Below are 26,022 nucleotides of genomic sequence, written 5' to 3'. Positions count from 1 at the left end.
CCTTCGGTTCAGGTCGGATCGACTATCTCCACCCTGCACTGATTACTCAGCGTGACGATAGACCTTTCTGGCGACTTCACCCGAACAGGCGAAGCCTCCTCACGGCCCCACTCGGACGCCGCGTGCCATGACTCACCGAAGCGTCCGGCGCCCGCGCATGGAGCCCGTGCACCGCAGGCCCGTCCGGCTCCGCGTCACAGGTGCGCGCCCCCCGCTGCCACGGCGGCGTTCCTGCCGCTCTTGGTGAAACCGGCGACGGCCACCGCAACGGTCGCGACGACGCCCGCGACCGTGAAAGCCAGGCCCATGCCCGAGACGAACGTGTCGTGGGCCACCTTGGTGATCACTTCGGCCACCGCCTCGGGGGTACCCGGCGGCACCGGAGCAATACCGACCTGCACGCCGCCCTGGGCGAGTTCCCGCTGTTCGGGCGCCAGAGCCGGTAGACCCGCCCGCGCCCAGTTCGCGGTGAACACGCCGTCGACCCGGCTGGCCATGACGGCGCCGAGGACGGCTGTGCCAAGGCTTCCGCCAACCTGCATGGCGGCCTGCTGGAGCCCTCCGGCCACCCCGGAGAGTTCCAGGGGGGCGTTGCCGACGATGACCTCGGTGGCACCGACCATGACAGGGGCGAGCCCCAGGCCGAGACCCATGAACCACAACGACATGGTCAGCGTGCTGCTGCCGGCGGTCAGTTGCGCCATCCCGAACATGGAGGCAGCGGTGAGCACCATGCCCGCGACAAGGGGATCCGCGGCCCCATCCTGGTGATCAGGGCACCCGCAGCCGGGGACCCCACGATCATCATCGCCGTCAGCGGCAGCAGGTGCAGCCCGCTGTCGACCGGGCTCATGCCGTGCACGTTCTGCAGGTAGAAGGTGACGAAGAAGAGGCTCCCCATGAAGCCGAAAGCCATCAGGACCATCAGGACGGTGCCTGCCGACAGTGGCACGGAGCGGAACATGCCCAGCGGAACGAGCGGCTCGCGGACCTGGGTCTCCCAGACCGCGAAGAGCGCGAAGGCCAGCAGCGATCCACCTGCGAACAGCAGGGTACGGGCATCCCCCCAACCCCAGGCGGGGGCCTTGATGAGGGCCCAGACCAGGGCGAACATGCCGACGGAGAGCAGCAGTATGCCCAGGACGTCGAAGGATCTCGGGGCGTTCTCGGCGCGGTGGTCCTTAAGCACCAGGAGCCCGAAGGCCAGCGCGAGCACGCCCACCGGCACGTTGATGAAGAACACGGACTGCCAGCTGACATGTTCGACGAGGACGCCGCCGAGGATCGGGCCACCGGCGGTGGAGGCGCCGATGACCATGCCCCAGATCCCGATGGCCATGTTGAGCCTTTCGGCGGGGAAGGTCGCCCGCAGGAGACCGAGTGCCGCGGGCATCAACAGGGCGCCGAAGAGACCTTGGGCCACCCGGAAACCGACCACCAGGGCCACACTGTCGGACAGGCCGATGGCTCCGGACGCCAGGGCGAATCCGGCGATACCCACGAGGAAGGTCTGGCGGTGCCCGAAGCGGTCACCCAACTTCCCGGCGGTGATCAGAGCGACGGCGAGGGCCAACAGGTAGCCGTTGGTTATCCACTGGACGTCCGCGAGGGTGGCACCGAGGTCCTGCTGGATCGCGGGGTTGGCTATCGCCACGATCGTGCCGTCGAGGGCGACCATCATGACGCCGGCTGCCACGGCCCACAGCGTGAGCCAGGGATGTCCGCGGAACCTGTCCGGCTGGCCGGGGGCGGGTGGCTTGGGCAGCGCGTCGTCCGCGAGGGAGATCTGACTGGTCATGCGCAAGAAGATAGTGACAGCGACTGACACCAACAATCGGGTTCTCGGACCGGTAACGCGCCCGTCGCCCCCCGGTAGGGTGCCCCGGTGATGACCCAACGGCCGCCTTCTTTGTCCGCCATCCCCTCCGGCCTGCGCGAACGGAAGAAGCAGCGCACCCGTGACGCACTCCTGCGCGCGGCCCTAACCCTGTTCACCACCCAGGGATATGAGCAGACGACCGTCGATGAGATCGCCGAGTCCGTCCACGTCTCGCAGCGCACCTTCTTCCGGTACTTCGCCAACAAGGAAGAGGCCGCCTTCGAAGTGCAGGACCTCGTGGAGTCTCGGTTCGTCTCGGAGCTCAGCTCCCGCCCGGCCGCCGAGGGTCCACTGACCGCGATGCGCAATGCCGTCCTGTGCTCCTGGGACACGATCGGCGAGGCGATCACCGAACTGATCCCCGTGGAGCTGTACATGCGGACGTACCAGATGATCGAGTCGACGCCGGCCCTGCTGGCGGTCCACCTGCGACGCTCTGCCGAACTGGAGGAACGGATCGCCCGCATCGTCGCCGATCGCGAGGGTCTGGACGTCGACACCGACCCGCGCCCCCGAGTCGCAGTCGCCTCCTTCACTGGCGTCATGCGGGTGACAGGTCGACTCTGGGGCCAAGGCGCGGACTTCAGCGTCGAAGCGATCCGCCAGATGACCGCGGCCTACCTGGATCACCTCGGCCCGGCGCTGGCCGCGGACTGGCGGAAACCGAGCGGGCACGGATTGTAGCCGCCCGTGCGGGCAAATGACCGGAAAATCCAGGGAAGCCCCTGACCGGGCGTGAGGCTGGTCACGCACTGCTGCGACGCACCGTCAGGTCTCTTAGGGTGTCCGGCAGTGAATTCCATCGGCACCACACCCTCCAGCGCCCCCTCCGCCGCCTCGGCGGCCTCCCGTATCGGGCGCACCCTGCTCGCACTGGGCGTGGTCCTCGTCATGCTCGCCACCACCGGGTGGAGCGCCCTGCCGCACGACCGCTTCATGGACACCCCGCGTGAGGCAGCCCGAGCGGCCTGGGCTGCGGACCGCAGCAACGGCGGCCCTTTGCCGGGGCCCGGTAGCTCCGCCTCCGATGTCGCCCGCTTCTTCGCCACCCTCCCCCTCGGCGACCGACTGCGTCTGGTGACCCGGCATCCCCTGGTCGTCGGCAACCTCGACGGCGTCCCGATCGACCTGCGCTACCGAGCCAACCGCCGTGCCCTGGCCCTGGCCCACCGCGCGGAGTTGCGACGCACCCACGACCGCCGACTCACGCCCTCAGGCCTGCGTGAAGCGGTGCGCCGCACCCATCGCTTCGCTGCCCTGCAGAAGGTCAACAGGCAGGTACTCGCCTTCGACCCCACCGGAGGTGGGCGGGTCGCCGAGGTCTTCGGTGACCTCCAAAGCGCCGAGCGCGTGTCCGTGGTCGTGCCGGGTGTCGACACCGATGTGCTCTCCTTCGAGAAGAGCGCCCGCCGCTACACCGCCACGGCCGGCATGGCCAGCGCACTCTACGCGGCGGAACGCGCCGCGGCACCGAACCTACGGACCGCGGTCATCGCCTGGGCGGACTACACAGCTCCGGAGGGGATCGGCATGGACGCCGCCACCGGACGGCTCGCGACAGACGGGGCGCTGCGTTTGGAGTCCCTGCTGGGGGCACTTCCCGACCGGTCCACCACCGCACTGTTCTGCCACAGTTACGGCTCTGTGGTCTGCGGAGTAGCCGCGCACCACCTTCCCGCCCGGGTGACGGACCTGGTGGTGGCGGGCAGCCCCGGAATGCGCACACCAAGTGTCACCGCGCTGCGGACCCAGGCCCGGGTCTGGGCGGTGCGGTCGGCGGACGACTGGATCGCGGACGTGCCCTACCTGATGGTGGGCGGCCTGGGACACGGGGCCGATCCGGTGGAACCGGAATTCGGTGCCAGGGTGCTGTCCGCGGCCGGATCGCATGGGCACGCCGGCTATTTTGAGCCAGGAACGGAATCCGTCACCAACTTCGCCAGGATTGGCGTGGGTTCCTTTGAATCAGTGAGCTGTGCGGGCGCCGAAGACACCTGTCGCAGGGGAATTTACGGCCCAACGGGGCAGTGACACGGGTATCGCCGGAAAATCACCCCACGCATCCGGGGCGACGTTCGGGCCCTCGCCGCATACGATGAGCCACATGGGTGATGTGCTGGCCGGAAATCAAGCCGCCTGGGAGTTCCACTCGGACTCGGTGCTCATCCGCTTCGAACGAGGGATCCGCACACCACGACTGTGGAACGCGTTGGGCGAACGCCACGTCCCGTTCGATGCGTTGGCCGGGGTGTCGCTGACCCCTGGCCGCCGTCACAGCATCGTGCTGCACGCAGTCCCCCGTCAGGGAGCGGATCCGCTGATGGAGGCGGCAGCCGGGCAACTCAAGGACGACTGCGATCCCTACCGGCTGGTGTTGCCGGTCGAACGTGCCGGGGACGCCGAACTCGCGGTCGAGCGGCTGCGCTCTCGGATCGGACCGGAGGTCACCGAACCGGCCGCGCGATTCCTGGTCGACGCACCGCAGGGCCCGATGCAGTTCAAGGCGTACGACGCGAAGGCCACCTTCGACGGCACCGAGGTCCGCTTCCGCTGGTCACGGACGGGGGCCTCCACGGCGAAGTGGAAGGCCGGGGACCAGTGTTTCCCGCTGGTCGAACTCAGCGGGGTCGAGTGGCGCGCCCCCGGGGCACGAGGCGGACATCTGCGCTTGCTACGGCGGGCGGACGCGGGAGTACTACCCGTTTCGGCACCCGACCAGGACCCGGCAGCGGTGGTGATCGGCATGGGATGCCCGGTGCACGAGTCCCTGCCGTTCGCCGCCGCCGTGCTCCACGCGGTGCGTGAGCGCGGGCCCGCTGTCCCGGTCACGGCCGTACCGGCGGCCCGGCGGGATCCGGCGGACATCGCCGACCGGATCCGGCACCTGGGCGATCTGCACGGAGCCGGGCTGCTCACCGACGACGAGTTCACCTCGAAGAAGGCGCAGTTGCTCGCCGAACTCTGAGCCGCGCTACTCCCGGGGGCTCAGCGCTCGCGGTCCACGGCGGTGAAGGACATGTCCGCGTAGCGGTCGCCGGCTACCTGGGAGGCGAGTGGCTCCAGCAGGGCCAGTTCCTGTGGAGTGAGGACGATCCGGGTCGCAGCCGTGTTCTCCATCAGTCGGCTGCGCTTGCGGGTACCGGGGATCGGCACCACGGGCAGGCCGTGCACCTGCGCCCGCTGTTGCACCCACGCCAGGGCGATCTGCGCCGGAGTGGCTCCGTGGGCGCCGGCGACCTTGCGCACCTCTTCCAACAGTGCGGTGTTGGCCCGGGCGTTCTGGCCGGTGAAGCGCGGCTGGTACTGACGGAAGTCACTGTCGGAGAGATCCTTGCCGGCATCTGCGAAGGATCCCGTCAGGAATCCGCGCCCCAGCGGCGAGTACGGCACGAAGGCCACGCCGAGTTCCGCCGCGGCCCCGACCGCACTGTGCTCCACGTCACGACTGAACAGCGACCATTCGGACTGGAGGGCGGCGATCGGGTGCACCTCATGTGCCTCCCGCAGTTCAGGGCCGGTGACCTCGCTCAGACCCAGGTACCGCACCTTACCCTCGGTGACGAGTTCGGCCATGGCACCCACCGATTCGGCGAACGGCACCGAAGGGTCGCGCCGGTGCATGTAGTAGAGGTCGATGGTGTCGATGCCAAGCCGCCGCAGACTCCTCTCGACGGCCTCACGGATGTAGGCAGGGTCGTTTCGCACCGAGCGGGCGTGTGGGTCCTCGGTGCGCACCACGGCGTACTTGGTGGCCAGGACTACCTCGTCCCGGTGATCGGCGAGGAAGGGGGCCAGGAATTCCTCGTTGGCCCCGCGACCGTAGATGTCTGCTGTGTCGAAGAGCGTGACGCCCGCCTCCAGTGCGGCGTGGAGGGTGTCATGGGCGGCGCCGACGTCCGTCTGCCCGTAGAACTCGCTCATTCCCATGCAGCCGAGCCCCTGCACGCCGACCAACGGGCCGCCGGTACCGAGCTGCACCCGCGCGATCTTGCCTTCGGTCATGAGTTCTGCGCCTTTCCGGGTGCCTGTGCAGCACCGGTGTAGATGTCGATCTTGTAGTCGAGTACGGACAGCGTTTCCTGGAGTTCGGCTATCCGGGCCCGCACGTCCCGACGCGTGCTCTCCAGCAGTTCCCGGCGCTCACCAACGGTGTGGGCACCCTCGCGCACCAGTTCCGCGTAGCGCACCATGTCCGCCACCGGCATGCCGGTCATGCGCAGTTTCCCCACGAAACCGAGCCACTCCAGGTCCTTGTCGTGGAACCGGCGCTGTCCGGAGTGTGAGCGGTCCACCAGGGGCATCAGCCCGATCCGCTCGTACCAGCGCAGCGTGTGCGCACTCAGTCCGGTTATCTCCGCCACCTCGCTGATCGTGTACCGGGTCTGCGTCAGGCTCATGCCCTCCACGCTAAAACCCTTGAGTGCACTCCAAGCAAGCGCACCGGGCCGATGCACCCGGATGCGGCCGTGAAGGCGCCGGTAGGCTCAGCTCCATGGACAGCTTGCGGATCATCGACAACTGGCCGGTACCGATCGCAGCGGCAGCCGTCGTGCGTGCCGACGGCACGATCGTCGGCACCCACGGCCCGGTCGACCACCGGTTTCCGCTGGCTTCGGTGACGAAGCCCCTCACCGCCTACGCCGCACTCGTGGCGTACGAGGAGGGGGCGATCGAACTCGACGAGCCGGCCGGGCCCGAGGGTTCCACCGTTCGCCACCTGCTCGCCCACACCAGCGGTCTGGCCTTCGACGAGCACCGTGTGGTGGCTGCTCCAGGGGAGCGCCGCCTGTACTCCAACGCGGGGTTCGAGGAACTCGGCGACCACATCGCGAAGGCCTCTGGCATCCCCTTCGCCGAGTACCTCCGCGAGGCCGTCTTCGAACCCCTGGGCATGACCGCCACCGCCCTGGAGGGCTCTCCGGCCAGGGACGGCGTGTCCTGCGTGAGCGACCTCGTCCGTTTCGCCGCCGAACTCCAGGCACCCCGACTGCTCGACCCCCGGACGGTCGCCAGCGCCACCGAGGTCGTACACCCGGGGCTCAAGGGCGTACTTCCCGGGTACGGCCACCAGTCGCCCAACGACTGGGGGTTGGGTGTGGAGATCCGGGATGGCAAGTTCCCGCACTGGACGGGCGCTACCTCCTCCCCCCGCACGTTCGGCCACTTCGGCCAGTCCGGCACCTTCCTGTGGGTGGACCCGGAAGCACGGGCGGCCTGTGTGGCGTTGACGGACCGTGCTTTTGGTCCCTGGGCCGTTCAGGCGTGGCCGCCCTTCACCGACGCGGTGCTCGCCGAACTCAGGGTGCACGGCGGGGAGTGACGCACTTCACAGGCCCAACTGTGCCGGTCTGACTGGTTCCAACCGAAAAATCCAACATTCCGATCGCACTTGGGATAGCTAGATTCCCGTTCTCATCACAACTTGAGAGAACCAGGGTGTTCAGAGTGCGAATGCGCAAGATCTGGGTGACGGCCGCGGCCGTCACCGCAGGCGTCACGGGGGTGTTCGCCCTCCAGGGGGTCGCCGGCTCGGGCTCATTCCTCGACGGCGGGCCCACCCGCACGAGCTCCGGATCGGCGGGCTCCGCCAGTCCGAACAGACCGGTCAAGACGGCCCTGCGCACGGCAGCCCTGAAGGTCTCCGAAGATCACCCCGAGGCGAACTACCGGGACGACGACACCAAGCCCTTCAGCATGCTCGCGGTGTCCTGGGACGAGTACCGCGCCAAGGTGAACGGCTCCATCCAGGTGCGCACGAAGTCCCGCAAGAGCGGGCAGTGGTCACGGTGGCTCACCCTGGAGTCCTCAGGGGAGGCGGCATCCGACGGTCCGCGCCCCGGCCTGCGCGGCGCATCGGAGCCGGCGTGGGTCGGTCCTTCCAACGGGATCGAGGTGCGGGTGAGCGGCCAGGGGTCCGCGCTCCCCGCCGGCATGCGCCTGGACATGGTCGACCCCGGCACTTCCCAAGTGATCAGCGCCAAGCCCGCGGCCTTCGCACTGCCCGCGGCCAGCAGCGAGCCGTCCCAGCCCACCACGGTCACCGAGGACCCCGCCGCTCCCACCCCCGAAGCCCCGGAGCCGAGCCCCGAGGTGGCGACGGCCACGCCCACCCCGGACGCCGGCACGCCCACCTCGGACGCGACCACGCCCACGCCCGAGGTCAGCGAACCCGCACCCACACCCGAGCCCCCCACCGCGGCCCCCTCCCCCTCTCCCACCACCACCGCCGGACCGGTCTCCGGCGTGCCACGCCCCTCGATCGTCAGCCGCTCCCAGTGGGGCGCCGACGAGTCGATGAACGACGAGGACCCGGTCTACGGCCAGGAAGTCAAGGCGGTCTTCGTCCACCACACCGCGCAGACCAATGCGTACAGCTGTGCCGACTCCGCCGCGATCATGCGAGGCCTGCACACCCTGCACGTGAAGTCCAACGGCTGGAAGGACCTCGGCTACAACTTCATCGTCGACAAGTGCGGCACCGTCTTCGAGGGCCGCAAGGGCGGTGTGGATCGCCCCGTCACCGCCGCCCACACGCTCGGCTTCAACACCGACACCACCGGCATCGCCGTCATCGGCAGTTACACCACCGAGGACGCCGAAGCCGTCGCCAAGCAGGCAGTCGCCCATGTCGCGGCCTGGAAGCTCGGCCAGTACAAGTACGACCCCGAGGGCAGCACCACCTTGACCGCCGGCCTGAGCAACGGCAAGTTCAGCAACGGCCAGTCCGCGGTCTTCAAGCGCATCTCGGGGCACCGCGACGGCTTCGCCACCGAATGCCCCGGAACCGTCCTGTACGGACAACTGCCCGCGATCCGCACCATGGCGGGCGGAGCCGTCAACGGACTGATCGTCAGCTCCGTTCAGGGTGCCGGTAAGTCCGGCACCACCTACTACACCAAGGGCAAGATCACCGTCAGTTGGTCGACCACTACTCCGGCCGCCCTGATCAAGGGATACGAGCTGTTGGTCGACGGAGTCAAGGTCGCCGAAGCCGGCGCCGGCGCCGCCTCCGCCCAGACGACGCTCGACCTCGGCAGCCACAAGGTGGAGGTGCGGGCCACGAGTCAGTCCGGTGAGAGCGTGCGCTCTCCGGCCGTCACGGTCATCGCCGAGACCAATCCCCCGGAGTTCACCAGCAAGCCTTCGCTGGAGCTGCGCACCGGCACCGTGGAAACCACCGCCGTTCCCGTCCGACTTCGGTGGAAGGCGACCGACGCCGAGGCCCTGCGACAGGTACGGCTCACCAGCCCCTTGGTGAAGTACTACGCCCCGACGACGACCAGCGCCTCGCACACCGCCGCGTCCGCGAAGTCCACCCGGTGGTACATGCGGGCGTACGACCAAGCCGGCAACTACAGCCCGTCCAGCTCCGTGGCCGGCACCCCAGTGATCGTCCAGGAGTCCTCCGCGGTCAAGTCCGGCTCCTGGAGCACCCGTTCCAACAGCAGCTACCTGGGCGGTAAGTCCTATTCCAGCTCCTCCAAAGGAGCGAGCCTGACGTACACCTTCACCGGCCGCTCCGTGGCGCTGGTCTTCTCCCGGGCGAGCGACTCCGGGCAGGTCGACGTCTACTTCGACGGTGTGAAGACCAAGACGGTCGACCTGAAGTCCTCCACGGTGAAGTACCGGTACGCGTTCTACTCCAAGACCTGGAGCAGCAGCGCCAGCCACACGGTGAAGGTGGTGGTCACCGGGACCAGCGGACGCCCGACGATCACCACGGACGGAATCGTCTATCTGAAGTAGCGCCCGCAGCAACGGCGCCGGGTCTGCTGCTCAGGGCAGCGCCCACACCAACAGCTCCCCCGGGGACCGGCCCATGGCCACCGCCCGCGACCCTCCGGCGCCGGTGATCCGCGCCGAATCCCCGGGGCCGAGCTGCTCTCCGGCCAGGCCCACCTCGCCGCGCACCACGTGGACATACGTGCGTGGCGATGCCGGAAGCACGGCGCTTTGCCCCGGGGCGAGCCGGCGCACGTACAGGACGGACCCAGCTGCCGGCACGGCATAAGAGGCCCCGTCCGCGAGGCCACGCACGAGCTCGTAGTCCGGCTCGCCGCCCGGCTCCAGCGGCTCCAGCCAGATCTGCACGAAGCGCAGGGCCACGACCCCGTCGTTGCGTTCTACATGCCGCACACCGGTGGCGGAACTGAGACGTTGCAGGTCACCGGGGCGCACCACGCTGGCGTGACCGGCACTGTCTCGATGCGTCAGCTCGCCCTCGATCACCCAGGTGACGATCTCGGTATGGCTGTGCGGGTGTTCGTCGAAAGCCGCACCGGGTGCCAGGCGTTCCTCGTTGCAGGCCAGCACGGGACCGAAACGGAGGTTGTCGGGATCGTAGAAACCTCCGAAGGAGAACGCGTGCCGCGAGTCGATACCCGCCGACTCGTCCCCGCCCACGTATCGGTCCTCGGATCGCAGCACTTCCATCATGTGCGTCACCGTAACCCCCCGGGAGTCGGTATAGGCGTCCGGATAAGGCAGTCTTGTCCCGTGCCCCAACCCGAACGTGAGCATTCCCCAGCGCCCGCCCATCCGCATGCCGCGACCCTGCGCCGCCTGGAGAAGTCCTCCGGCCGGCTCGCGGCCAATGCCATCGCGCGGATGGACGAGACGCTGCCGTGGTACCGGGCCATGCCCCCGGAGAACCGGTCCTGGATCGGCCTGGTAGCCCAGGCCGGAATCGCGGCGTTCACCGAGTGGTTCCGGCATCCCGAAACCCCGCAAGCGATCTCCACGGACGTGTTCGGCACCGCTCCGCGGGAACTGACCCGAGCGATCACCCTGCGCCAGACCGTCGAGATGGTCCGCACCACGATCGAGGTCATGGAAGCGGCCATCGACGAGGTGGCGGCGCCCGGTGACGAGTCGATCCTGCGCGAGGCGTTGCTCGTGTACGCCCGGGAGATCGCCTTCGCCACCGCCCAGGTGTACGCGCAGGCCGCCGAGGCCCGCGGCGCCTGGGACGCCCGACTGGAATCCCTGGTCGTCAACGCGGTGCTCTCGGGCGAGGCCGACGAAGGCGCGCTGTCCAGAGCCGCTGCGCTGGGCTGGAACTCACCGGAACACGTGTGCGTCATCCTGGGCACCGCACCCGACGGGGACAGCGAGCTCACGGTGGAGGCGATCCGCCGGGCCGCGCGGCACGCGAAACTCCAGGTGCTCACCGGAGTGCTGGGCGACCGACTCGTGGTCATCGCGGGCGGCAGCGACAACCCCCTCCACGTGGCCAAGGGGCTGATCGGCCCGTTCGCGGCCGGCCCCGTCGTGGCCGGTCCGGTCGTGCCCGACCTGCTCAACGCCACCAAGTCGGCACAGGCCGCGGCTGCCGGGCTGCGGGCCTGCGCGGCCTGGCAGGACGCGCCACGGCCGGTGCTCGCGGACGATCTCCTGCCGGAGCGGGCCATTGCCGCGGACCCTGCCGCCAGGGAACAACTAGTGGAGGAGATCTACAGACCGCTGGAGGAGGCTGGTTCCGCCCTCCTGGAGACTCTGAGCGTCTACCTGGAGCAGGCCAGCAGCCTCGAAGGCGCCGCCCGGATGCTCTTCGTGCACCCGAACACCGTGCGCTACCGGCTCCGACGTGTGACGGACGTCACCGGATGGTCGCCATCGGATGTACGGTCCGCGTTCACCCTGCGGATCGCCCTGATCCTCGGGCGTCTGGCCGACGGGGATCTGCAGTCCTAAACTTTTGTCGGACATGCACAATTCCCCTGACCGTTCTTCGTCCCTGTCCCCACGGGCGGTGACGACCGTCCACAAGAGAGAGTGTGAGGGTGCTCGTACTCGTCGCTCCCGGCCAAGGCGCTCAGACGCCCGGCTTCCTGACTCCCTGGCTCGAACTGCCCGGCGCCGCCGACCGCCTCGCCGGTTGGTCCGAGGCCATCGGGCTGGACCTCGTTCGCTACGGCACGACCGCCGACGCAGACGAGATCCGTGACACCGCTGTGGCTCAGCCGCTGCTGGTCGCCGCGGGTCTGCTCTCGGCTTCCGCACTTCAAACGCCCGGCGCGTTCGGCGCTGTGGCCGGCCACAGCGTCGGTGAGATCACCGCCGCCGCCTACGCCGGCGTGCTCGGCGAGGCCGAGGCCTTGTCCTTCGTCCGCACCCGCGGACTGGGCATGGCCGATGCCGCCGCCGTCACCCAAACCGGCATGTCCGCCGTGCTCGGCGGGGACCGCGACAGCGTGGTCGCGCATCTGGAAGGCTTGGGGCTGACGCCGGCGAACATGAACGGCGGCGGCCAGATCGTGGCCGCAGGCACGGCGGAGCAACTCGCCGCGCTGAGTGAGAACAAGCCGGAGGGCGCCCGGGTCATCCCACTGAAGGTGGCCGGTGCCTTCCACACGCACCACATGGCCCCGGCGGTCGCGGCACTCGGCGAGGCAGCCGAGCGGCTTTCCGTCAGCGACCCGGTGCTGAACTACGTCTCCAACGCCGACGGCAAGGTCGTGACCACGGGCGCCGATGTCGTCGCCCGCCTGGTCAGCCAGGTCTCCAATCCGGTCCGCTGGGACCTGTGCATGGAGACCTTCGCTGAGCTCGGGGTCACGGCGATGATCGAGGTCTGCCCCGGCGGTACCCTCGCGGGTCTGGCCAAACGCGGTCTGCCCGGCGTGAAGACGCTGGCGCTGAAGACCCCGGAGGACCTCGACAAGGCGCGTGCGCTCATCGCCGAGCACACCGCCTGAGAGAAGGAGCCCACAAGAGCATGTCGAAGATCAAGCCTGCCAAGGGCTCCCCGTACGCAGGCATCCTGGGCGTCGGCGGCTACCGCCCGACCCGAGTGGTGCCCAATGAGGTGATCCTGGAGACGATCGACTCCTCCGACGAGTGGATCCGTTCACGTTCGGGCATCACGACCCGGCACTGGGCCTCTCCCGAGGAGACCGTGGCGGCCATGTCCGTCGAGGCCTCCGGCAAGGCCATCGCGGATGCCGGCATCGTGCCGGAGCAGATCGACGCAGTGATCGTCTCCACCGTCTCGCACTTCAAGCAGACTCCCGCGATCGCCACCGAGATCGCGGACCGGATCGGCGCCGGCAAACCCGCGGCGTTCGACATCTCGGCGGGCTGCGCCGGCTTCGGCTACGGCCTGACCCTGGCCAAGGGCCTGGTCGTCGAGGGTTCCGCCACGTACGTACTGGTCATCGGGGTGGAACGTCTTTCGGATCTGACGGACCTGGAGGACCGGGCGACGGCCTTCCTGTTCGGCGACGGCGCGGGCGCCGTGATCGTCGGTCCATCCAGCGTGCCGGCGATCGGCCCGACGGTCTGGGGATCCGAAGGCGACAAGTCCGAGACGATCAAGCAGACCGTGCCGTGGGACGAGTACCGTTCCGGTCCGGTGGAGAAGTTCCCGGCCATCACCCAGGAGGGTCAGGCGGTGTTCCGCTGGGCCGTCTTCGAGATGGCCAAGGTCGCCCAGCAGGCGCTCGACGCGGCCGGCATCACCTCGGACGACCTGGACGTCTTCATTCCGCACCAGGCGAACATGCGCATCATCGACTCGATGGTGAAGACTCTGAAGCTACCGGAGCACGTCACGGTCGCCCGTGACGTGGAGACCACCGGCAACACCTCGGCCGCCTCGATTCCGCTCGCCATGGAGCGGCTCTTGGCCACGGGTGCCGCCAAGAGCGGGGACACCGCTCTCGTCATCGGTTTCGGGGCCGGTCTCGTGTACGCCGCGACGGTCGTTACTCTCCCCTAGTCGCTCGCTTCCCGCGGACACCCTCCCGGGATCGGAGCGTCGCAACCACCGCACCACCACGCACCACCTCAGATACACATCCAAGGAGCGCCAGATGGCTTTCACCCAGGACGAAATCGTCGAGGGTCTCGCCGACATCGTGAACGAGATCGCCGGTATCCCCGCTGAGGACGTCCAGCTGGACAAGTCCTTCACCGACGACCTGGACGTCGACTCGCTGTCCATGGTCGAGGTCGTCGTCGCCGCCGAAGAGCGCTTCGACGTCAAGATCCCGGACGAGGACGTCAAGAACCTCAAGACGGTCGGCGACGCTGCCGACTACATCCTCAAGCACCAGGCCTGACCGCCGAGCGTTAGTCGCCACCCGGCGGTGACGCCGTGACAATTCAGCACCCTCGACACGTGGAGAAAGAATTCCTGTGAGCCCGACCAATCGCACTGTGGTCGTCACCGGTATCGGCGCCACCACTCCGCTGGGTGGCGACAGCGCTTCCACCTGGGACGGCCTCCTCGCGGGCCGTTCCGGGGTGAAGCCCCTGGAGGGCGAGCGCTTCGCCGAACTCCCGGTCCGCATCGCCGCTCAGGCGGCCGTCGACCCGGGCGACGTCCTTCCCCGGCCCGTCGCCCGCAAGCTGGACCGCTCGGCGCAGTTCGCGCTGATCGCGGCCAAGGAGGCTTGGACGGACGCCGGATACACCGCCCCCGCTGGTGAGGACAGCCAAGTCGCTCCCGAGCGTCTGGGCACCGTCATCGCCTCTGGGATCGGCGGTGTCACCACGCTGCTCGACCAGTACGACGTACTGAAGGACAAGGGCGTGCGTCGGGTCTCCCCGCACACCGTCCCCATGCTCATGCCCAACGGCCCCTCCGCCAACGTCGGCTTGGAGGTGAACGCCCAGGCGGGCGTCCACACCCCGGTCAGCGCCTGCGCCTCCGGTGCCGAGGCCATCGGCTATGCCGTCGAGATGATCCGCACCGGCCGGGCCGACGTGGTCGTCGCCGGAGGCACCGAAGCGGCCATCCACCCGCTGCCGATCGCCGCCTTCGCCAACATGATGGCGATGTCCAAGAACAACGAGGAGCCCACCAAGGCTTCTCGCCCCTACGACAAGGCCCGCGACGGTTTCGTCCTCGGCGAGGGCGCCGGCGTCGTGGTCCTGGAGTCCGCGGAGCACGCCGCCGCCCGTGGCGCGCGCGTCTACTGCGAGGTACTGGGTCAGGGGCTGTCCGCGGACAGCCACCACATCGCCCAGCCCGAGCCCACCGGCCGCGGTGTCGCGGCGGCGGTGCAGAACCTCCTGGACAACACCGGCCTCAACCCGGCCGAGGTGGTCCACCTCAACGCCCACGCCACCTCGACCCCGCAGGGCGACAGCGCGGAGGTTAAGGCTCTGCGCAAGGTGTTGGGAGATGACCTCGACCACGTCGCGATCTCCGCGACCAAGTCGATGACCGGTCACCTGCTCGGCGGTGCCGGTGGCATCGAGACCGTCGCCACCGTGCTGGCGCTGTACCACCGGCTGGCTCCCGCCACGATCAACATCGACGACCTCGACGAGGACATCGACGCAGACATCGTGGTCGGTGAACCGCGCAAGCTGCCTGAGGGCGACATCGTCGCGATCAACAACTCCTTCGGGTTCGGCGGCCACAACGTGGTACTGGCCTTCCGCAGCATCTGACTCAAACGACACGAAGGGGCCCCGGCCGGAACTGGAGAGTTCCGGGCGGGGCCCCTTCGTGGCCAGGTGCCGGGCCACCGGTCGTTCAGACCACCTGGTGGAGCCAGCGCACCGGGGCTCCCTCGCCCGCGTAGCGGAAGGGTTCCAATTCGTCGTCCCAGGGTTTGCCGAGCAGCTTGGAGATCTCCACCGACAGCTCGCTCTCGCCGCCGGCCGACCTCACGAGTGCGGCGCGCAACCGGTCTTCGGGCACCAGGATGTCCCCGTGCAGTCCGGTGACCGCGTGGAAGATGCCCAACGCCGGCGTGGCGCTGTAGCGCTCCCCCTCGGCCGTGGGGCACGGTTCGGCGGTCACCTCGAAGCGGAGCATGTGCCATCCGCGGAGTGCCGAGGCAAGTCGGGCAGCAGTGCCGGCCTCGGCCTGCCAGGAGAACTCGGCTCTCCAGGTACCGGGCGAGGCCGGCTGTCTGATCCAGTCGAGGTTGACCCGCCCTCCAAGCACACCCGCTACCGCCCATTCGACATGCGGGCAGAGCGCGCGGGGTGCGGAGTGCACGTACAGAACTCCACGTGTCGTCACCGGGACCTCCAGTGTGGGACGAGGTTCGCCTTCCCCAGCGGCCTTGCACCCGTGCCGCTCCCGAGGTCACCCATAGTAAACAGCATCGGGAGTGAATCTCCTGAAAAGGGACAGTTTGTGACGTGATGTAATTTAACGGAATATCCTGGCATCGTGCGGAGGGCCGCGCACTGTTCTGCCAAGGCAAAAGCTACCGTGCGCCGGGGGCGCAAGTGTGACGTACGGTCGGTCCACAGGCGTGCGGAAACCGAGCGGATCACCCTGCGGGGCGCCCGGGCAGCAGGAGCAGGCAACAAGTGGGAGGGCAGACCTCATGCGTGACGTCCCAGAGCGGTTCCGCGAGCGGAGCCGCCTCAAGGCATCCATAGCGGGCACCCTCCTCCTGGTCGGAGCCCTGACGGGGTGCCAGGCGAGCGGAGCCGACAACGCCGGAGCCCGCGCGAGCCGCACGGCCGTAGCTTCCACGCCCTCGGCGACACCGGCCTGGAACCCCGCCCCCGCATCTATCGCCGCTGTGGGTGACTCCATCACCCGTGGTTTCGACGCCTGTTCGGTACTGGCGGACTGCCCGGAAGCGTCCTGGGCCACCGGGGACGACCCTCAGGTGCGCAGCCTGGCCACCCGACTTCGGGAAGACACCGAAGCCGCAGCGGAAGGAGCGGAGAACCTCAGCTGGAACCTCGCCCGCACCGGCGCACGGGTGGCCGACCTCGCCGCACAGATGAACGCCGCCGCCCAATACCGTCCGGAGCTGGTGACCGTGATGATCGGGGCCAACGACGCCTGCCGCACATCGGTGGACGCGATGACTCCGGCACCCGAGTTCCAGGAAGCCTTCCGACGGGCACTGGTGGGACTGCGCGCCCAACTACCCAAAACCCAGGTCTACGTCTCCAGCGTGCCCGATCTGCGCCGACTCTGGGAGCAGGGGCGCGGAAGCGAGCTGAGCACCCGGGTGTGGAAGCTCGGCATCTGCCCGTCGATGCTGGCCGACCCGGAAGCGCATGACACGGCGGCGAACGCACGGCGGGCCGCTGTGCGCTCGCGAGTCATCGAGTACAACCGGGCGCTGCAGGAAGTGTGTGACCGCGACGAACTATGCCGTTACGACGGCGGGGCGGTATTCCGGTACCCCTTCACGACCGCACAGCTGAGCACATGGGACTGGTTCCACCCCGGCATCGACGGCCAGGCGCGCCTCGCCGAACTGGCACACCGCCAGATCACCACGGTCCGCTAGCCCTCCCGGTCTCCTCGGGACCGCTCGGGTGCCGCCCGGCCTCAGTTTTCGATCGGCTGCACCTGGGGCCTCTGCGATACGCCCTCGGCCTCCTCGGCCCCACCCGGCGGCAGCAGATCACGCACCATCAAGGTCGCGCCAGCCACCGCTCCGGGCATGAGGAACACCGCTACCAAGGGCACCAGGAAGGCCACCACCAGCGGCACCCCGAAGCCGAGTGCAAGCATCCGCCTTCCACGCAGCAGCGCCAAGCGCTCACGGAGTTCGACCCTGCGCCGCTGGAGGGCGACCGCACTCAACTCCTCAGCCAGGAAGAAACCCGAGACGCAGAAGCCGACCACGGGAATCACCGTCTGGCCGATCACGGGGAGGAAGCCGAGCCCGAAGAGGAGGATCCCGTAGAGCAGGACTCTCACGAGGACCCTCAAGCTGTCACGAGCCGAGATCCAAAGTTCCCGCCACAGGGGCAGGCCGGACTCGGGGACCTCGCCGCCCTCGGCACGGTCGACCTCTTCGGAGAGGGCCTCGTAGAAGGGCTGGCCGACCAGCAAGGTGACCGAGGTGAAGGTGATCACCGCGAGGAACAGACCCAGGCCGAAGACCAGAGCCGTCAGGAAACCTCGGAAGACGCCGAGCCAGGCACCAGCCCAGTCGTCGGCGAACGGGGTCGTCCAGGCCACGAAGTCATCGGCTCCGTATCCGAGACCGATGAGCGCGGCGAGGTACAGAGCCAGTGAGACCAGGGCCGGCAGCAGCCCCAGACCGAGGCGGCGACCGTGCTGGAACACCCATCGTTGTCCGGCCAGCTGGTACCGCACGCCCTCCATCAGATCTCGCATGGCGCGCAGCCTATCCGGGCCGCGAGAGGATCCGCGGGTCGCATCCGCGTGATGGGCTGCGACCCACGGCCACCCCGGAGGCAGAGCGGCCTCCGGGGCGTTTGGGCGAAGTCGAACTCAGACGGCCAGCTCGACCGTGATGTTGCCGGCCGTGGCCTTGGAGTACGGGCAGACCTGGTGGGCCTTCTCGATGAGGTCCTTGGCAGTCGCCGCGTCCACGTTCGGGATCCTGGCGGAGATCTTGACGATGAGGCCGAAACCTTCGTCGTTCTTACCGATGCCCACCTCGGCGGTCACCGTGGAGCCGGATATGTCCGCGCTCTCGTTGCGAGCGACGACACCGAGAGCACCCTGGAAGCAGGCGCTGTAGCCGGCCGCGAACAGTTGCTCCGGGTTGGTACCGGCACCACTGCCGCCCATCTCCTTGGGCGGGTTGACGACCACGTCGAGCTGGCCGTCATGGGTGGCGACGCGACCATCACGGCCGTTTTCCGCGGTGGCAACGGCGGTGTAGAGCACGTCGGACTGCTGGATGGACATGAAAGGAAATCCTCCTGGTGTGCGCCGCGACTCGCGCCCACGATCGCGACGGCCTGAGGTGAGCCTAGCGGGTGAAGGAAACGATCATCTTCCCGGTGTTCTCACCGCGGAGCATGCCCAGGAAGGCCGCCACACCGTTCTCTATGCCCTCCACGACCGTCTCGTCGTACTGCAGCTCTCCCGAGCGCAGCCATCCGGCCACGTCCTGGACGAAGGTCTGCTGGAGACCGGTGTGGTCACCGACGAGCACGCCTTGAAGACGCAGTCGCTTACCGATGACCAGGGCGAGGTTACGCGGACCGGCAGGCGGCTCGGTGTCGTTGTACTGCGCGATCGCGCCGCAGAGCGTGGCTCGGCCATGCACCTTCAGAGAGCCGATGGCGGCCTCAAGGTGGTCACCGCCGACGTTGTCGAAGTACACGTCGATGCCCTCGGGAGCGGCGGCCTTCAGCTGCTGCGCCACGGGGCCGTTCTTGTAGTTGAACGCGGCGTCGAAGCCGTACTTGCCGGTGAGCAGGGCGACCTTCTCGTCGGAACCGGCCGAGCCGATGACCCGGGAGGCGCCCTTGATCTTGGCGAACTGACCGACCAGGCTCCCGACGGCGCCCGCAGCACCCGAGACGAACACGGCGTCCCCCTCCTTGAAGGACGCGGTCTCGAAGAGCCCGGCGTAGGCGGTCAGGCCCGGCATACCCAGGATGCCCAGGTAGTAGGAGAGCGGCGCGAGCGAGCCGTCGACCTTGGTCGCGTGCGCGGCCTCCACTTCGGCGTACTCGCGCCAGCCGAGGCCGTGCAGGACGTGGTCGCCGACGTTGATCCCCTCGGCGGCGGAGGCGATGACCTCGCCGACCGCCCCGCCGTCCATCGGCTGGTCCAGCTGGAACGGAGGGATGTAGGACTTCACGTCGTTCATCCGGCCGCGCATGTAGGGGTCAACCGACATGTGGAGGTTGCGCACCAGGATCCGGCCCGGCGCGGGCTCGGTGACCGGAACCTCGCGCAGGGCGAAGTCGGCGGCGGTGGGCCAGCCCTGCGGGCGGGCGACCAGGTGCCACGCGCGACCGGTGGTGGGGATCTGGGTGCTGACGGACATAGCTGCGACCTCTCCTGCCGAGTGCTTGACTCACTCAATGGTTTCTTACCTGAAACAAGCATGGTCATGGATGTTTCAGGTTGTCAAGTAAATGGGTAGAGTAGGGCCATGACCCCGCACACCGACCCCCTGACCACCGAGGTCGTCGAACTCATCGGCTCCGTCGTGGCCCGCTACCACGAGGAGTACGAGCAGGCGGCAGCGAGCCACCAGCTCACTGGAGCCCAAGCCAGGGTGCTGGGGCTACTGGCGCTTCAGCCGACCCCCATGCGCCGCATAGCGATCCAGCTCAAGTGTGAGCCGTCCAACGTGACGGGGATAATCGACCGGCTTGAGGCGCGCGGACTGGTGGAGCGCCGGCCGGACCCCTCGGACCGCCGGGTGAAGGTGGCAGCGCCCACCGAGGAGGGGGTCCGCACCGCGGGGCTCCTGCGTGAGTCCCTGGACTTCGCGCGCGAGCCGCTCGCTGGACTGAGCGTTGCCGAGCGGGCCGTCCTGCGGGACCTACTCCAGCGGATGCTGGGTTGAGGGGAGGCTCGGGCGTCGCCACCTGGCACCTGAGCCGTCGCTCCCCCTCACAGACACCAAAGGAGGAAAGGTCGACAGGTCGGACTCGGCGCGGGCGCGGGAGCCGGCTCTGCGCTGGGCGTCGTCACGGCCACCCCCGTGGCGGAGGCCGTGACGGCAACCCCGGGATGCGGATCCTCGGTCCCGGGGTCCGCCGGGCCGGTCGGCGCCGCCAAGACCGTGGGCGCGAGGGAAGCCCGAGGTCGCGCCTGCGGCCCTGCTGTTTCGAAACCCTCCTCGCTGGCTACGGAGGGCGCCGTTGAATCCAGCGGTTCCTTCTTCCCAGGCTCGTTCTTCGTTCCTGCGCCGGTGCCTACCGCACCCGAGGTCGAGGGGGCCGTCACGGGGGCGCTGCTGACGGGGGCCTGATCGGCGGGCACCGCGGGCGAGGCGGCCTGCTCCGGGCCCAAGGCCCCAGCCGGCTTCTCGCTCAGCTTGGGCGCCGGGCGGCCCGCCGCCGTGGTGGGCTTCCCGGCCGCAGCATCGCTCGCGCCTTTCCGAGGCGGCTGCGCCCCGGCATCCTCCAGTCGTGCAGCGGTCGAGTCCCGGCCCGTCCCGCTGCCATCGGTGGCCAACTCGGCCGCGGTCAGCGTACCCCCGGCCGCGAGCAGCAACCCCGCTGCGAAGACGAGAGCGGTGCGGCGGCGCCTTCGGTGGCTGGCTCGACGGCGCACAGCCCGGACCGCCGTCGCCGCCGGCACGGTGGGGGTCGAATCCGCTTCCTGCCGGGCGGGCAACCCCGCGAGCCACAAGCTGGCCTCAAGAACAGCGGCGCGGTCACCGGTGGGATCCTGGGCAGGAGCCACCGCCGGTGGTCCCGGATCCACATCGCCGCGGTACGCCTCCTGAGTGCGCCTGCCGCAGCCGGCGCAGGCGAACGCACCGTTGAGATGCCGCCGGCACTCGTGGCAGTAGTTCATGAAGACCGCAGATTATGGGCCGGACGGCAACGGAGAGGTCCCGGAGCTGTAAGGATCCGGTGTGCAATTCCCCGGGACCTTCGCACGAAAGGCAAACACGGCATGGATGCCTCCCAGTTCCAGCTGGTCCTGCTGCGACGGATGGCGGACCACCAGCCAGGGCTCGCCGAGCAAGCCCGCCAGCGTCTCGGATTCAGCCCCGCCCAGTCCAGGGAGGTCAACAAAAGATGGCAGGCGATGGTCCGTTCTCCCAGAGCACGAGGAGCACTCGCCCGCTACCGCTCGGTACTCGGACCACCCGTGACCGTCGGGCCCCGCCGGCTGGGAGACGTGGACTGCCAGGCACTCCAGTGGGAACTCCCGCTGTGGCCGGAACTGCGCTTCGAGGTACTCGCCGGGCCGGGCGGCGAAGTCTGGAACGCCTGGCTGGTGCGCGCCCCCGGCAAGGTCGCTCCCGTGCTGCGCACGGTCGAGGATCTACGACCCTGGTCGTGCACGGTGGACGAGGTGGCTCAGAGCTTTGCACCGGTACAGCCCATGGAAGGCACTGCGCCGACCCGATGGCAACTCGCTTTCACCGGACCCGACAGCACCGGACGGGTCCGGCGTTACGTCGCGGAGTTCACCTGGGGGCTCCTGCAACGCCTCTCTCCTTCCGAGGAAGGCCCCTGCCCAGCGGCCCCCTGAGCGCACCGGTGATCGCTCTCGGCGGCCTCCCTGCATATCGGAGCGCCCACCGCTCGACCCCGGTCCACCGCATGGGCGGCGCACTCGACCCCGGCGCCTCCGCGTAGGCCCTGTGGGGTACGGCGCCTCAGCGCCTCGGGCCGGCACTCCGGGCACCGAGGCGCTGAGGCGCTGAGGCGCGCCCTGCCCGGCGGTCGATGAGGCGGTGAGGGCGGATGCCCGGTGCGCCGTGCGCACCGGGCATCTGATTGCTGGCGAGCCGTCACCACAGCGCCCTCACTACCTTGTTACGCGCGAGTAGCGATCGAATCCCCAGGGGCGACGTGCCCGCAGCTCACCCCCGTGCAGCACCCCCGACCGGCTCATCCCAACGCGCGCCACACCCCGCACCGGCCGGAGGATGCGAAAGTGACCGGCATCCGCCGGGTCGCCCAGCCAGCGCCACCGGGAGGATCTGCCGTGACCGTCAGTCTTGAGCAGTTGCGCCGCTGCCACGTCGCCGTCGACCTGGGAGCAGCCCGCACCCGTGTTTTCGTGAAGGGTACGGGGCTGGTTGTGGACGAGCCGAGCGTCGCGGCGGTGAACACCCGCACCGGGGCCCTGATCGCCGTGGGCAGCTTCGCCGAGCGCATGACCGGCCGTACCCCGGACTACATCCGGGTGATGCGCCCGGTCTCCGGCGGCACCGTGGTCGACATCGAGATGGCCCAGCGGATGCTGCGCCATCTGCTGGGCGAGAAGCTACGCCGAGCACTGCGCCGCAAGCCTCGGCTGCGGGCCGCCGCCTGTACTCCACACGACGCCGGCCCGCTGGCTCAGCGGGCCACCGTGGAGACGATGGTCGGTCTTGGTGCGCGTCGGGTGGAGCTGGTTGACACCTTGATCGCCGCAGCGGTGGGCTGTGGGTTGCCCGTGGAGCAGCCGACCGCGACGATGATCATGGTGTGCGGGGCTGCCGCCACGCAGGTCGCGGTACTTTCGCTCGGTTCGATCGTCACGGCCGAGCGCGTTCCGGTCGGGGGTGAGGCGGTCGATCACGCCGTGGTCCAGCACCTGCGCCACCAGCACGAGCTGATGCTCCCCAGCCAGGCGGTACGCCCCCTCCAGTTGGCGCTGCACGGCAACGGACTCACCGCCCAGGGGCCGGCCTCGACCTTGATCCACGGCCGGGACGTGGCAACCGGCCTCGCCCGCTCCGTGCACGTGGACACCGCCGCGGTGCGTGACGCCATCCACACCCCGCTGATGGCCGTCCTGGACGGGATCGGCAAAGTGCTGCGGACCTGCCCGCCCGACCTGGTGGCCGACCTCACCGACAAGGGGATCATGATGGTGGGTGGCAGCGCCCTCCTGCCCGGGCTGGACCAGATGCTGCGTGAGCGCACCGGGATGCCCGTGCACATCGCGGAGCGACCGGACGTGTGCGCCGTGCTCGGTCTCGGTGCGATGCTGGAAGGGAAGATCAGCCCCATGGTCCTGGCACCCTTGTCCGAATGAACCGGCCCGCGGAGTACGACGAAGACGCACCCCGGCTGCCGATGCTGCTGGAGGCAGTCCTCAGCGTGGGTTCGGACCTCGAACTACGCTCCACGCTCCAACACATCGTCGACTCTGCGGCCGAGCTGACCCGGGCTGAGTTCGGCGCCCTGGCCGTCGTCGACCCCGAGCGCATCCGGCTCACCTCGCTGTTCGCCTCCGGGCTGAGCGAGGAGGAACGCGCTGAGATGCCCACACTGCCCGATGGGCGCACTGGCCTGTTGGGGGCGCTCCTCAACGAGTCCCGGCCCATGGTCCTGGCCGACCTGTCCATCGATCCCAGCTCGGTCGGGTTGCCGTCCGACCGCCCCTCGCTGCACGGCTTCCTGGGGGTACCGATCCGGGTGCACTCCGAGGTCTTCGGTGCTCTCTACCTGACGGACAAGCGCACCGGCAGCTTCTGCGAGGACGATCTGGCGCTGCTGCGCGTCCTCGCCTCGCAGGCCGGTATAGCCATCGGCAACGCCCGGCTGTACGAGACGGCGCGCCGCCGCGAGCGCTGGATCGAAGGAGCGGCGGCCGTCACCACCACCCTGTTGACCGGACGCCCGGCCGCCGACGCCTTGATGTGCGTGGCCGAGCAGGCCCGACTACTCGCCGACGCGGCAGCCGGGGTGGTGCTCCAGCCCACCACTGACGGCGGCATGGAGATCGTCGCCGCTTCCACTCAGGCCGATCCCGGGGATCTGATCGGCACAGTGATCGCCGCCGGTAGCCCGGTGCTGGAACAGCTCCTCGGCGGTGAACCGGTCTTCGTCGAGGATTCGGCCACGGACCCGCGGATGACCACGCACGTGCGCAAGCGCTTCGGCCCCAGCATGTTGCTGCCCCTACAGAGCGGCGGCAAGCTCATCGGCACGCTCGCCCTGCCCCGGGAACGCAGCGGCACCCCCTATGACGCGGTGGACCGCCTGCTGGCCTCCCAGTTCGCCTCCCAGGCCGCCCTGGCACTGGTGCTGGCCGATGCACGACAGGACCGGGAGCAGTTGGCGGTCTACGAGGACCGCGACCGGATCGCCCGTGACCTCCACGATCTGGTGGTGCAGCGGCTCTTCGCAACGGAGATGATGCTCGACGCCACCCGGCGTAAGTCCGCATCGGCGCCCGTGAAGGACTGCGTGGAGGAGGAACTGGGCCGCGCCGTCGACGAGCTGGACTCGACGATCCAGGAGGTCCGTACGGCGATCTTCGCGCTCCAGCAACCGCCCGGGGACGCCCCCACGACCTTCCGGGGGCGCGTGCTGAGAGAAACCGGCGGCGCGGGGGTCCTGCTGGGCTTCCAACCCTCGGTGCGCTTCCGTGGCGCGGTGGACACGCTGCTCGCCGGCCCGGTGGCCGATGGCCTGCTCGGCGCGTTGCGGGGAGCCCTGGCCGCGGCGTACCGACGCACCGGTGTCACCTCGATCGACGTCCTGGTGGACGCGGAAGCCCAAGTGCCGGACGGAACACCAGCGGTGCATCTGAGGGTTTCCGACGACGGCCGACGCGAGGACGGTGGACGCGGCACGGCGGTGAACTGGTACGGAAAGCCGTGAGCGGCCACGAGAGACCCCCCGGGCCCAGTCGGGGCGGCCGTGGCTGACGGAACGCAGGGCGAGGCGGGTGTGCGAGTGCGCAAACCCCCGCGTCGCTCTTGAGGCGACGCGGAGTTGCGTCGAGCACCGCGGGGTCGGCGACCCGCGCGCACCAGATAGTCGTGCTCACCGGTGACGTGCACGACCTCGGTGATGCCGGGCAGCCGCAGCACCGCCCTTTCGAACTCTTCCCCCGTGATGCCCGGGCGCAGCGTGACATCGACGAAGACCAGCAGACCGGCCCCGCCGGCTTCAGCTGCCGGGTCGGTCAGGACGTGAAAGCTCGGATGACGCCCGCACGGCGCCTGCGGACCCGGTCGGCGGCGGCGTTGGCGCTGAGGCCGACCCGCACGCCCAGGTCCCGGTAGGAGATCCGGGCGTCCTCACGGAGGATGCTGAGGATTTCCCGGTCGAGGCGGTCCATACCGCGATTGTCGCAGTGGTCACCGATATTCGGCTGCGCTGAGCACTCAGGACCCGGAAAGTGACGCCATGCACGAGATGGCGACGACTGCACTGGCAGGGACCGTGGCAGGGCTGGGAGTGGCGATGCCGCTGGGTGCCATGGGGGTGCTCCTCGTCCAGGAGAGCATGCGTTCGCGTCGTCGGGCGGTCGCCGCAGCCACCGCCGTGGCCGTGGCCGATCTCGGCTACGCGGCACTGGCCACCGCGGTGGGCCCACTCGTGGCGGCCGTCCTGACCGGCATCGAGGCATGGGTGCGGCTGTTGGCCGCGTTGGTCCTGGGGGCCATCGCCTGCCACGGACTGTGGGCCTCGCGTGGCTCGGAACTGGCGGATCCGGTGGTCACTCTCACCGACCGGCGGCGGACGCCGACCGCCCGAGAGGGAGCCGAACCCTCCGCCCGGGTTTTCCTCCGCTACCTCGGGCTCACCGCCATCAACCCCACCACCGCCCTGTACTTCGCAGCGCTCACCACCGCACAAGGTGCCCGTCTGGGAAGCGGTGCGGCTGGTGTGCTGTTCGTCACCGCGGTGTTCCTGGCCTCGCTGGCCTGGCAGCAACTGCTGGTGGCCGCCGGCTCGTTCGCGGGTAGCAGGATTTCGCCCACGGCACGCGCCTGGACCTTCCGGGTCGGCTACGGGCTGGTCGCCCTCTACGCCGTGAAGATCGCCCTACCGTTCCCCTGAACCCGTAGGGTACGGCC

At 69.2% G+C, this 26,022-nt stretch carries 23 protein-coding genes and 2 pseudogenes; 16 read left to right on the top strand and 9 right to left on the bottom strand.

The genetic code is table 11. From position 1 onward, the window contains the following. Positions 1 to 194 precede the first annotated feature (194 nt). Positions 195 to 1,798, bottom strand: a pseudogene (locus tag ACFYMC_RS00755) (MFS transporter). A 90-nt stretch (positions 1,799 to 1,888) separates the two neighbouring features. Here ACFYMC_RS00755 and ACFYMC_RS00750 point away from each other — a divergent pair. The 3 genes from ACFYMC_RS00750 to ACFYMC_RS00740 all read left to right on the top strand — a co-directional run bounded on the left by ACFYMC_RS00750 (position 1,889) and on the right by ACFYMC_RS00740 (position 4,844). Continuing rightward, positions 1,889 to 2,563: a TetR/AcrR family transcriptional regulator gene (locus tag ACFYMC_RS00750; protein WP_388517054.1), complete on the top strand. Its 675-nt coding sequence runs from the start codon at positions 1,889 to 1,891 to the stop codon at positions 2,561 to 2,563. A 108-nt stretch (positions 2,564 to 2,671) separates the two neighbouring features. Continuing rightward, positions 2,672 to 3,910, top strand: coding sequence for an alpha/beta hydrolase (locus ACFYMC_RS00745; protein WP_388516683.1), 1,239 nt, complete (start codon positions 2,672 to 2,674; stop codon positions 3,908 to 3,910). A 73-nt stretch (positions 3,911 to 3,983) separates the two neighbouring features. After that, positions 3,984 to 4,844: a DUF4429 domain-containing protein gene (locus ACFYMC_RS00740; protein WP_388516680.1), complete on the top strand. Its 861-nt coding sequence runs from the start codon at positions 3,984 to 3,986 to the stop codon at positions 4,842 to 4,844. Positions 4,845 to 4,864: 20 nt separating this feature from the next. Here ACFYMC_RS00740 and ACFYMC_RS00735 read toward each other — a convergent pair whose 3' ends face one another. Then, positions 4,865 to 5,881: an aldo/keto reductase gene (locus ACFYMC_RS00735; protein WP_388516678.1), complete on the bottom strand. Its 1,017-nt coding sequence runs from the start codon at positions 5,879 to 5,881 to the stop codon at positions 4,865 to 4,867. Then, positions 5,878 to 6,276: a MerR family transcriptional regulator gene (locus tag ACFYMC_RS00730; RefSeq protein ID WP_388516675.1), complete on the bottom strand. Its 399-nt coding sequence runs from the start codon at positions 6,274 to 6,276 to the stop codon at positions 5,878 to 5,880. Before ACFYMC_RS00730 ends, ACFYMC_RS00735 begins: the two co-directional genes overlap by 4 nt. Positions 6,277 to 6,371: 95 nt before the next feature. On the opposite strand from ACFYMC_RS00730, the gene ACFYMC_RS00725 reads away from it, so the two are divergent. Together ACFYMC_RS00725 and ACFYMC_RS00720 are read left to right on the top strand one after the other, a co-directional pair. After that, the gene (locus ACFYMC_RS00725; protein WP_388516672.1) at positions 6,372 to 7,199 is read left to right on the top strand and encodes a serine hydrolase domain-containing protein; all 828 of its coding nucleotides are present in this window, start codon (positions 6,372 to 6,374) and stop codon (positions 7,197 to 7,199) included. Between the two features lie 131 nt (positions 7,200 to 7,330). Then, positions 7,331 to 9,625: an N-acetylmuramoyl-L-alanine amidase gene (locus tag ACFYMC_RS00720; RefSeq protein ID WP_388517051.1), complete on the top strand. Its 2,295-nt coding sequence runs from the start codon at positions 7,331 to 7,333 to the stop codon at positions 9,623 to 9,625. Between the two features lie 30 nt (positions 9,626 to 9,655). Here ACFYMC_RS00720 and ACFYMC_RS00715 read toward each other — a convergent pair whose 3' ends face one another. After that, a complete protein-coding gene (locus ACFYMC_RS00715; protein ID WP_388516668.1) occupies positions 9,656 to 10,315 on the bottom strand; it encodes a pirin family protein in 660 nt (219 codons plus the stop codon). 60 nt (positions 10,316 to 10,375) lie between these two features. On the opposite strand from ACFYMC_RS00715, the gene ACFYMC_RS00710 reads away from it, so the two are divergent. The 5 genes from ACFYMC_RS00710 to fabF all read left to right on the top strand — a co-directional run bounded on the left by ACFYMC_RS00710 (position 10,376) and on the right by fabF (position 15,280). Next, complete coding sequence (locus tag ACFYMC_RS00710) at positions 10,376 to 11,572, top strand: PucR family transcriptional regulator (protein WP_388516665.1); 1,197 nt, start codon at positions 10,376 to 10,378, stop codon at positions 11,570 to 11,572. 89 nt (positions 11,573 to 11,661) lie between these two features. Continuing rightward, positions 11,662 to 12,576 (top strand): ACP S-malonyltransferase, encoded by a 915-nt coding sequence (locus ACFYMC_RS00705; RefSeq protein WP_388516662.1) that lies wholly within the window; start codon positions 11,662 to 11,664, stop codon positions 12,574 to 12,576. A gap of 20 nt (positions 12,577 to 12,596) precedes the next feature. Next, complete coding sequence (locus ACFYMC_RS00700; RefSeq protein ID WP_388516660.1) at positions 12,597 to 13,598, top strand: ketoacyl-ACP synthase III; 1,002 nt, start codon at positions 12,597 to 12,599, stop codon at positions 13,596 to 13,598. 94 nt (positions 13,599 to 13,692) lie between these two features. Then, complete coding sequence (locus tag ACFYMC_RS00695) at positions 13,693 to 13,941, top strand: acyl carrier protein (RefSeq protein ID WP_388516657.1); 249 nt, start codon at positions 13,693 to 13,695, stop codon at positions 13,939 to 13,941. A gap of 76 nt (positions 13,942 to 14,017) precedes the next feature. Then, on the top strand, positions 14,018 to 15,280 hold the full coding sequence (gene fabF, locus ACFYMC_RS00690; RefSeq protein ID WP_388516654.1) for a beta-ketoacyl-ACP synthase II: 1,263 nt from the start codon (positions 14,018 to 14,020) through the stop codon (positions 15,278 to 15,280). A gap of 85 nt (positions 15,281 to 15,365) precedes the next feature. Here fabF and ACFYMC_RS00685 read toward each other — a convergent pair whose 3' ends face one another. Next, a complete protein-coding gene (locus ACFYMC_RS00685; protein WP_388516651.1) occupies positions 15,366 to 15,860 on the bottom strand; it encodes a DUF3145 domain-containing protein in 495 nt (164 codons plus the stop codon). A 313-nt stretch (positions 15,861 to 16,173) separates the two neighbouring features. Here ACFYMC_RS00685 and ACFYMC_RS00680 point away from each other — a divergent pair, with 313 nt between their 5' ends. After that, positions 16,174 to 17,100 (top strand): SGNH/GDSL hydrolase family protein, encoded by a 927-nt coding sequence (locus tag ACFYMC_RS00680; protein ID WP_388516648.1) that lies wholly within the window; start codon positions 16,174 to 16,176, stop codon positions 17,098 to 17,100. Between the two features lie 41 nt (positions 17,101 to 17,141). On the opposite strand, the gene ACFYMC_RS00675 is transcribed toward ACFYMC_RS00680, so the two are convergent. The 3 genes from ACFYMC_RS00675 to ACFYMC_RS00665 all read right to left on the bottom strand — a co-directional run bounded on the left by ACFYMC_RS00675 (position 17,142) and on the right by ACFYMC_RS00665 (position 19,572). After that, a complete protein-coding gene (locus tag ACFYMC_RS00675) occupies positions 17,142 to 17,939 on the bottom strand; it encodes an EI24 domain-containing protein (protein WP_388516645.1) in 798 nt (265 codons plus the stop codon). Positions 17,940 to 18,056: 117 nt separating this feature from the next. Next, the gene (locus tag ACFYMC_RS00670) at positions 18,057 to 18,479 is read right to left on the bottom strand and encodes an organic hydroperoxide resistance protein (RefSeq protein ID WP_388516642.1); all 423 of its coding nucleotides are present in this window, start codon (positions 18,477 to 18,479) and stop codon (positions 18,057 to 18,059) included. A gap of 64 nt (positions 18,480 to 18,543) precedes the next feature. Next, positions 18,544 to 19,572, bottom strand: coding sequence for an NADP-dependent oxidoreductase (locus tag ACFYMC_RS00665; RefSeq protein WP_388516639.1), 1,029 nt, complete (start codon positions 19,570 to 19,572; stop codon positions 18,544 to 18,546). A gap of 108 nt (positions 19,573 to 19,680) precedes the next feature. On the opposite strand from ACFYMC_RS00665, the gene ACFYMC_RS00660 reads away from it, so the two are divergent. From ACFYMC_RS00660 to ACFYMC_RS00645, 4 genes are all read left to right on the top strand, one after another. Further along, the gene (locus ACFYMC_RS00660; RefSeq protein ID WP_388516636.1) at positions 19,681 to 20,100 is read left to right on the top strand and encodes a MarR family winged helix-turn-helix transcriptional regulator; all 420 of its coding nucleotides are present in this window, start codon (positions 19,681 to 19,683) and stop codon (positions 20,098 to 20,100) included. A 1,061-nt stretch (positions 20,101 to 21,161) separates the two neighbouring features. Then, positions 21,162 to 21,746 (top strand): hypothetical protein, encoded by a 585-nt coding sequence (locus tag ACFYMC_RS00655; protein ID WP_388516633.1) that lies wholly within the window; start codon positions 21,162 to 21,164, stop codon positions 21,744 to 21,746. A 459-nt stretch (positions 21,747 to 22,205) separates the two neighbouring features. Next, complete coding sequence (locus ACFYMC_RS00650) at positions 22,206 to 23,243, top strand: rod shape-determining protein (RefSeq protein WP_388516630.1); 1,038 nt, start codon at positions 22,206 to 22,208, stop codon at positions 23,241 to 23,243. Beyond that, positions 23,240 to 24,817, top strand: a complete 1,578-nt coding sequence (locus ACFYMC_RS00645) for a GAF domain-containing protein (protein ID WP_388516628.1) — start codon at positions 23,240 to 23,242, stop codon at positions 24,815 to 24,817. Before ACFYMC_RS00650 ends, ACFYMC_RS00645 begins: the two co-directional genes overlap by 4 nt. Positions 24,818 to 24,865: 48 nt before the next feature. On the opposite strand, the pseudogene ACFYMC_RS00640 reads toward ACFYMC_RS00645, so the two are convergent. After that, positions 24,866 to 25,280 (bottom strand): annotated as a pseudogene (locus tag ACFYMC_RS00640) (Lrp/AsnC family transcriptional regulator); the annotation flags it as partial. 68 nt (positions 25,281 to 25,348) lie between these two features. Here ACFYMC_RS00640 and ACFYMC_RS00635 point away from each other — a divergent pair. Next, positions 25,349 to 26,005, top strand: a complete 657-nt coding sequence (locus tag ACFYMC_RS00635; protein WP_388516625.1) for a hypothetical protein — start codon at positions 25,349 to 25,351, stop codon at positions 26,003 to 26,005. The last annotated feature ends 17 nt before the right edge of the window (positions 26,006 to 26,022 follow it).

It is taken from the genome of Streptomyces sp. NPDC006879 (assembly GCF_042869595.1).
Taxonomy (GTDB): domain Bacteria; phylum Actinomycetota; class Actinomycetes; order Streptomycetales; family Streptomycetaceae; genus Streptomyces.
The sequence above is the reverse complement of the archived record's forward strand: the minus strand, read 5'-3'. Positions and strand labels throughout refer to the sequence as shown.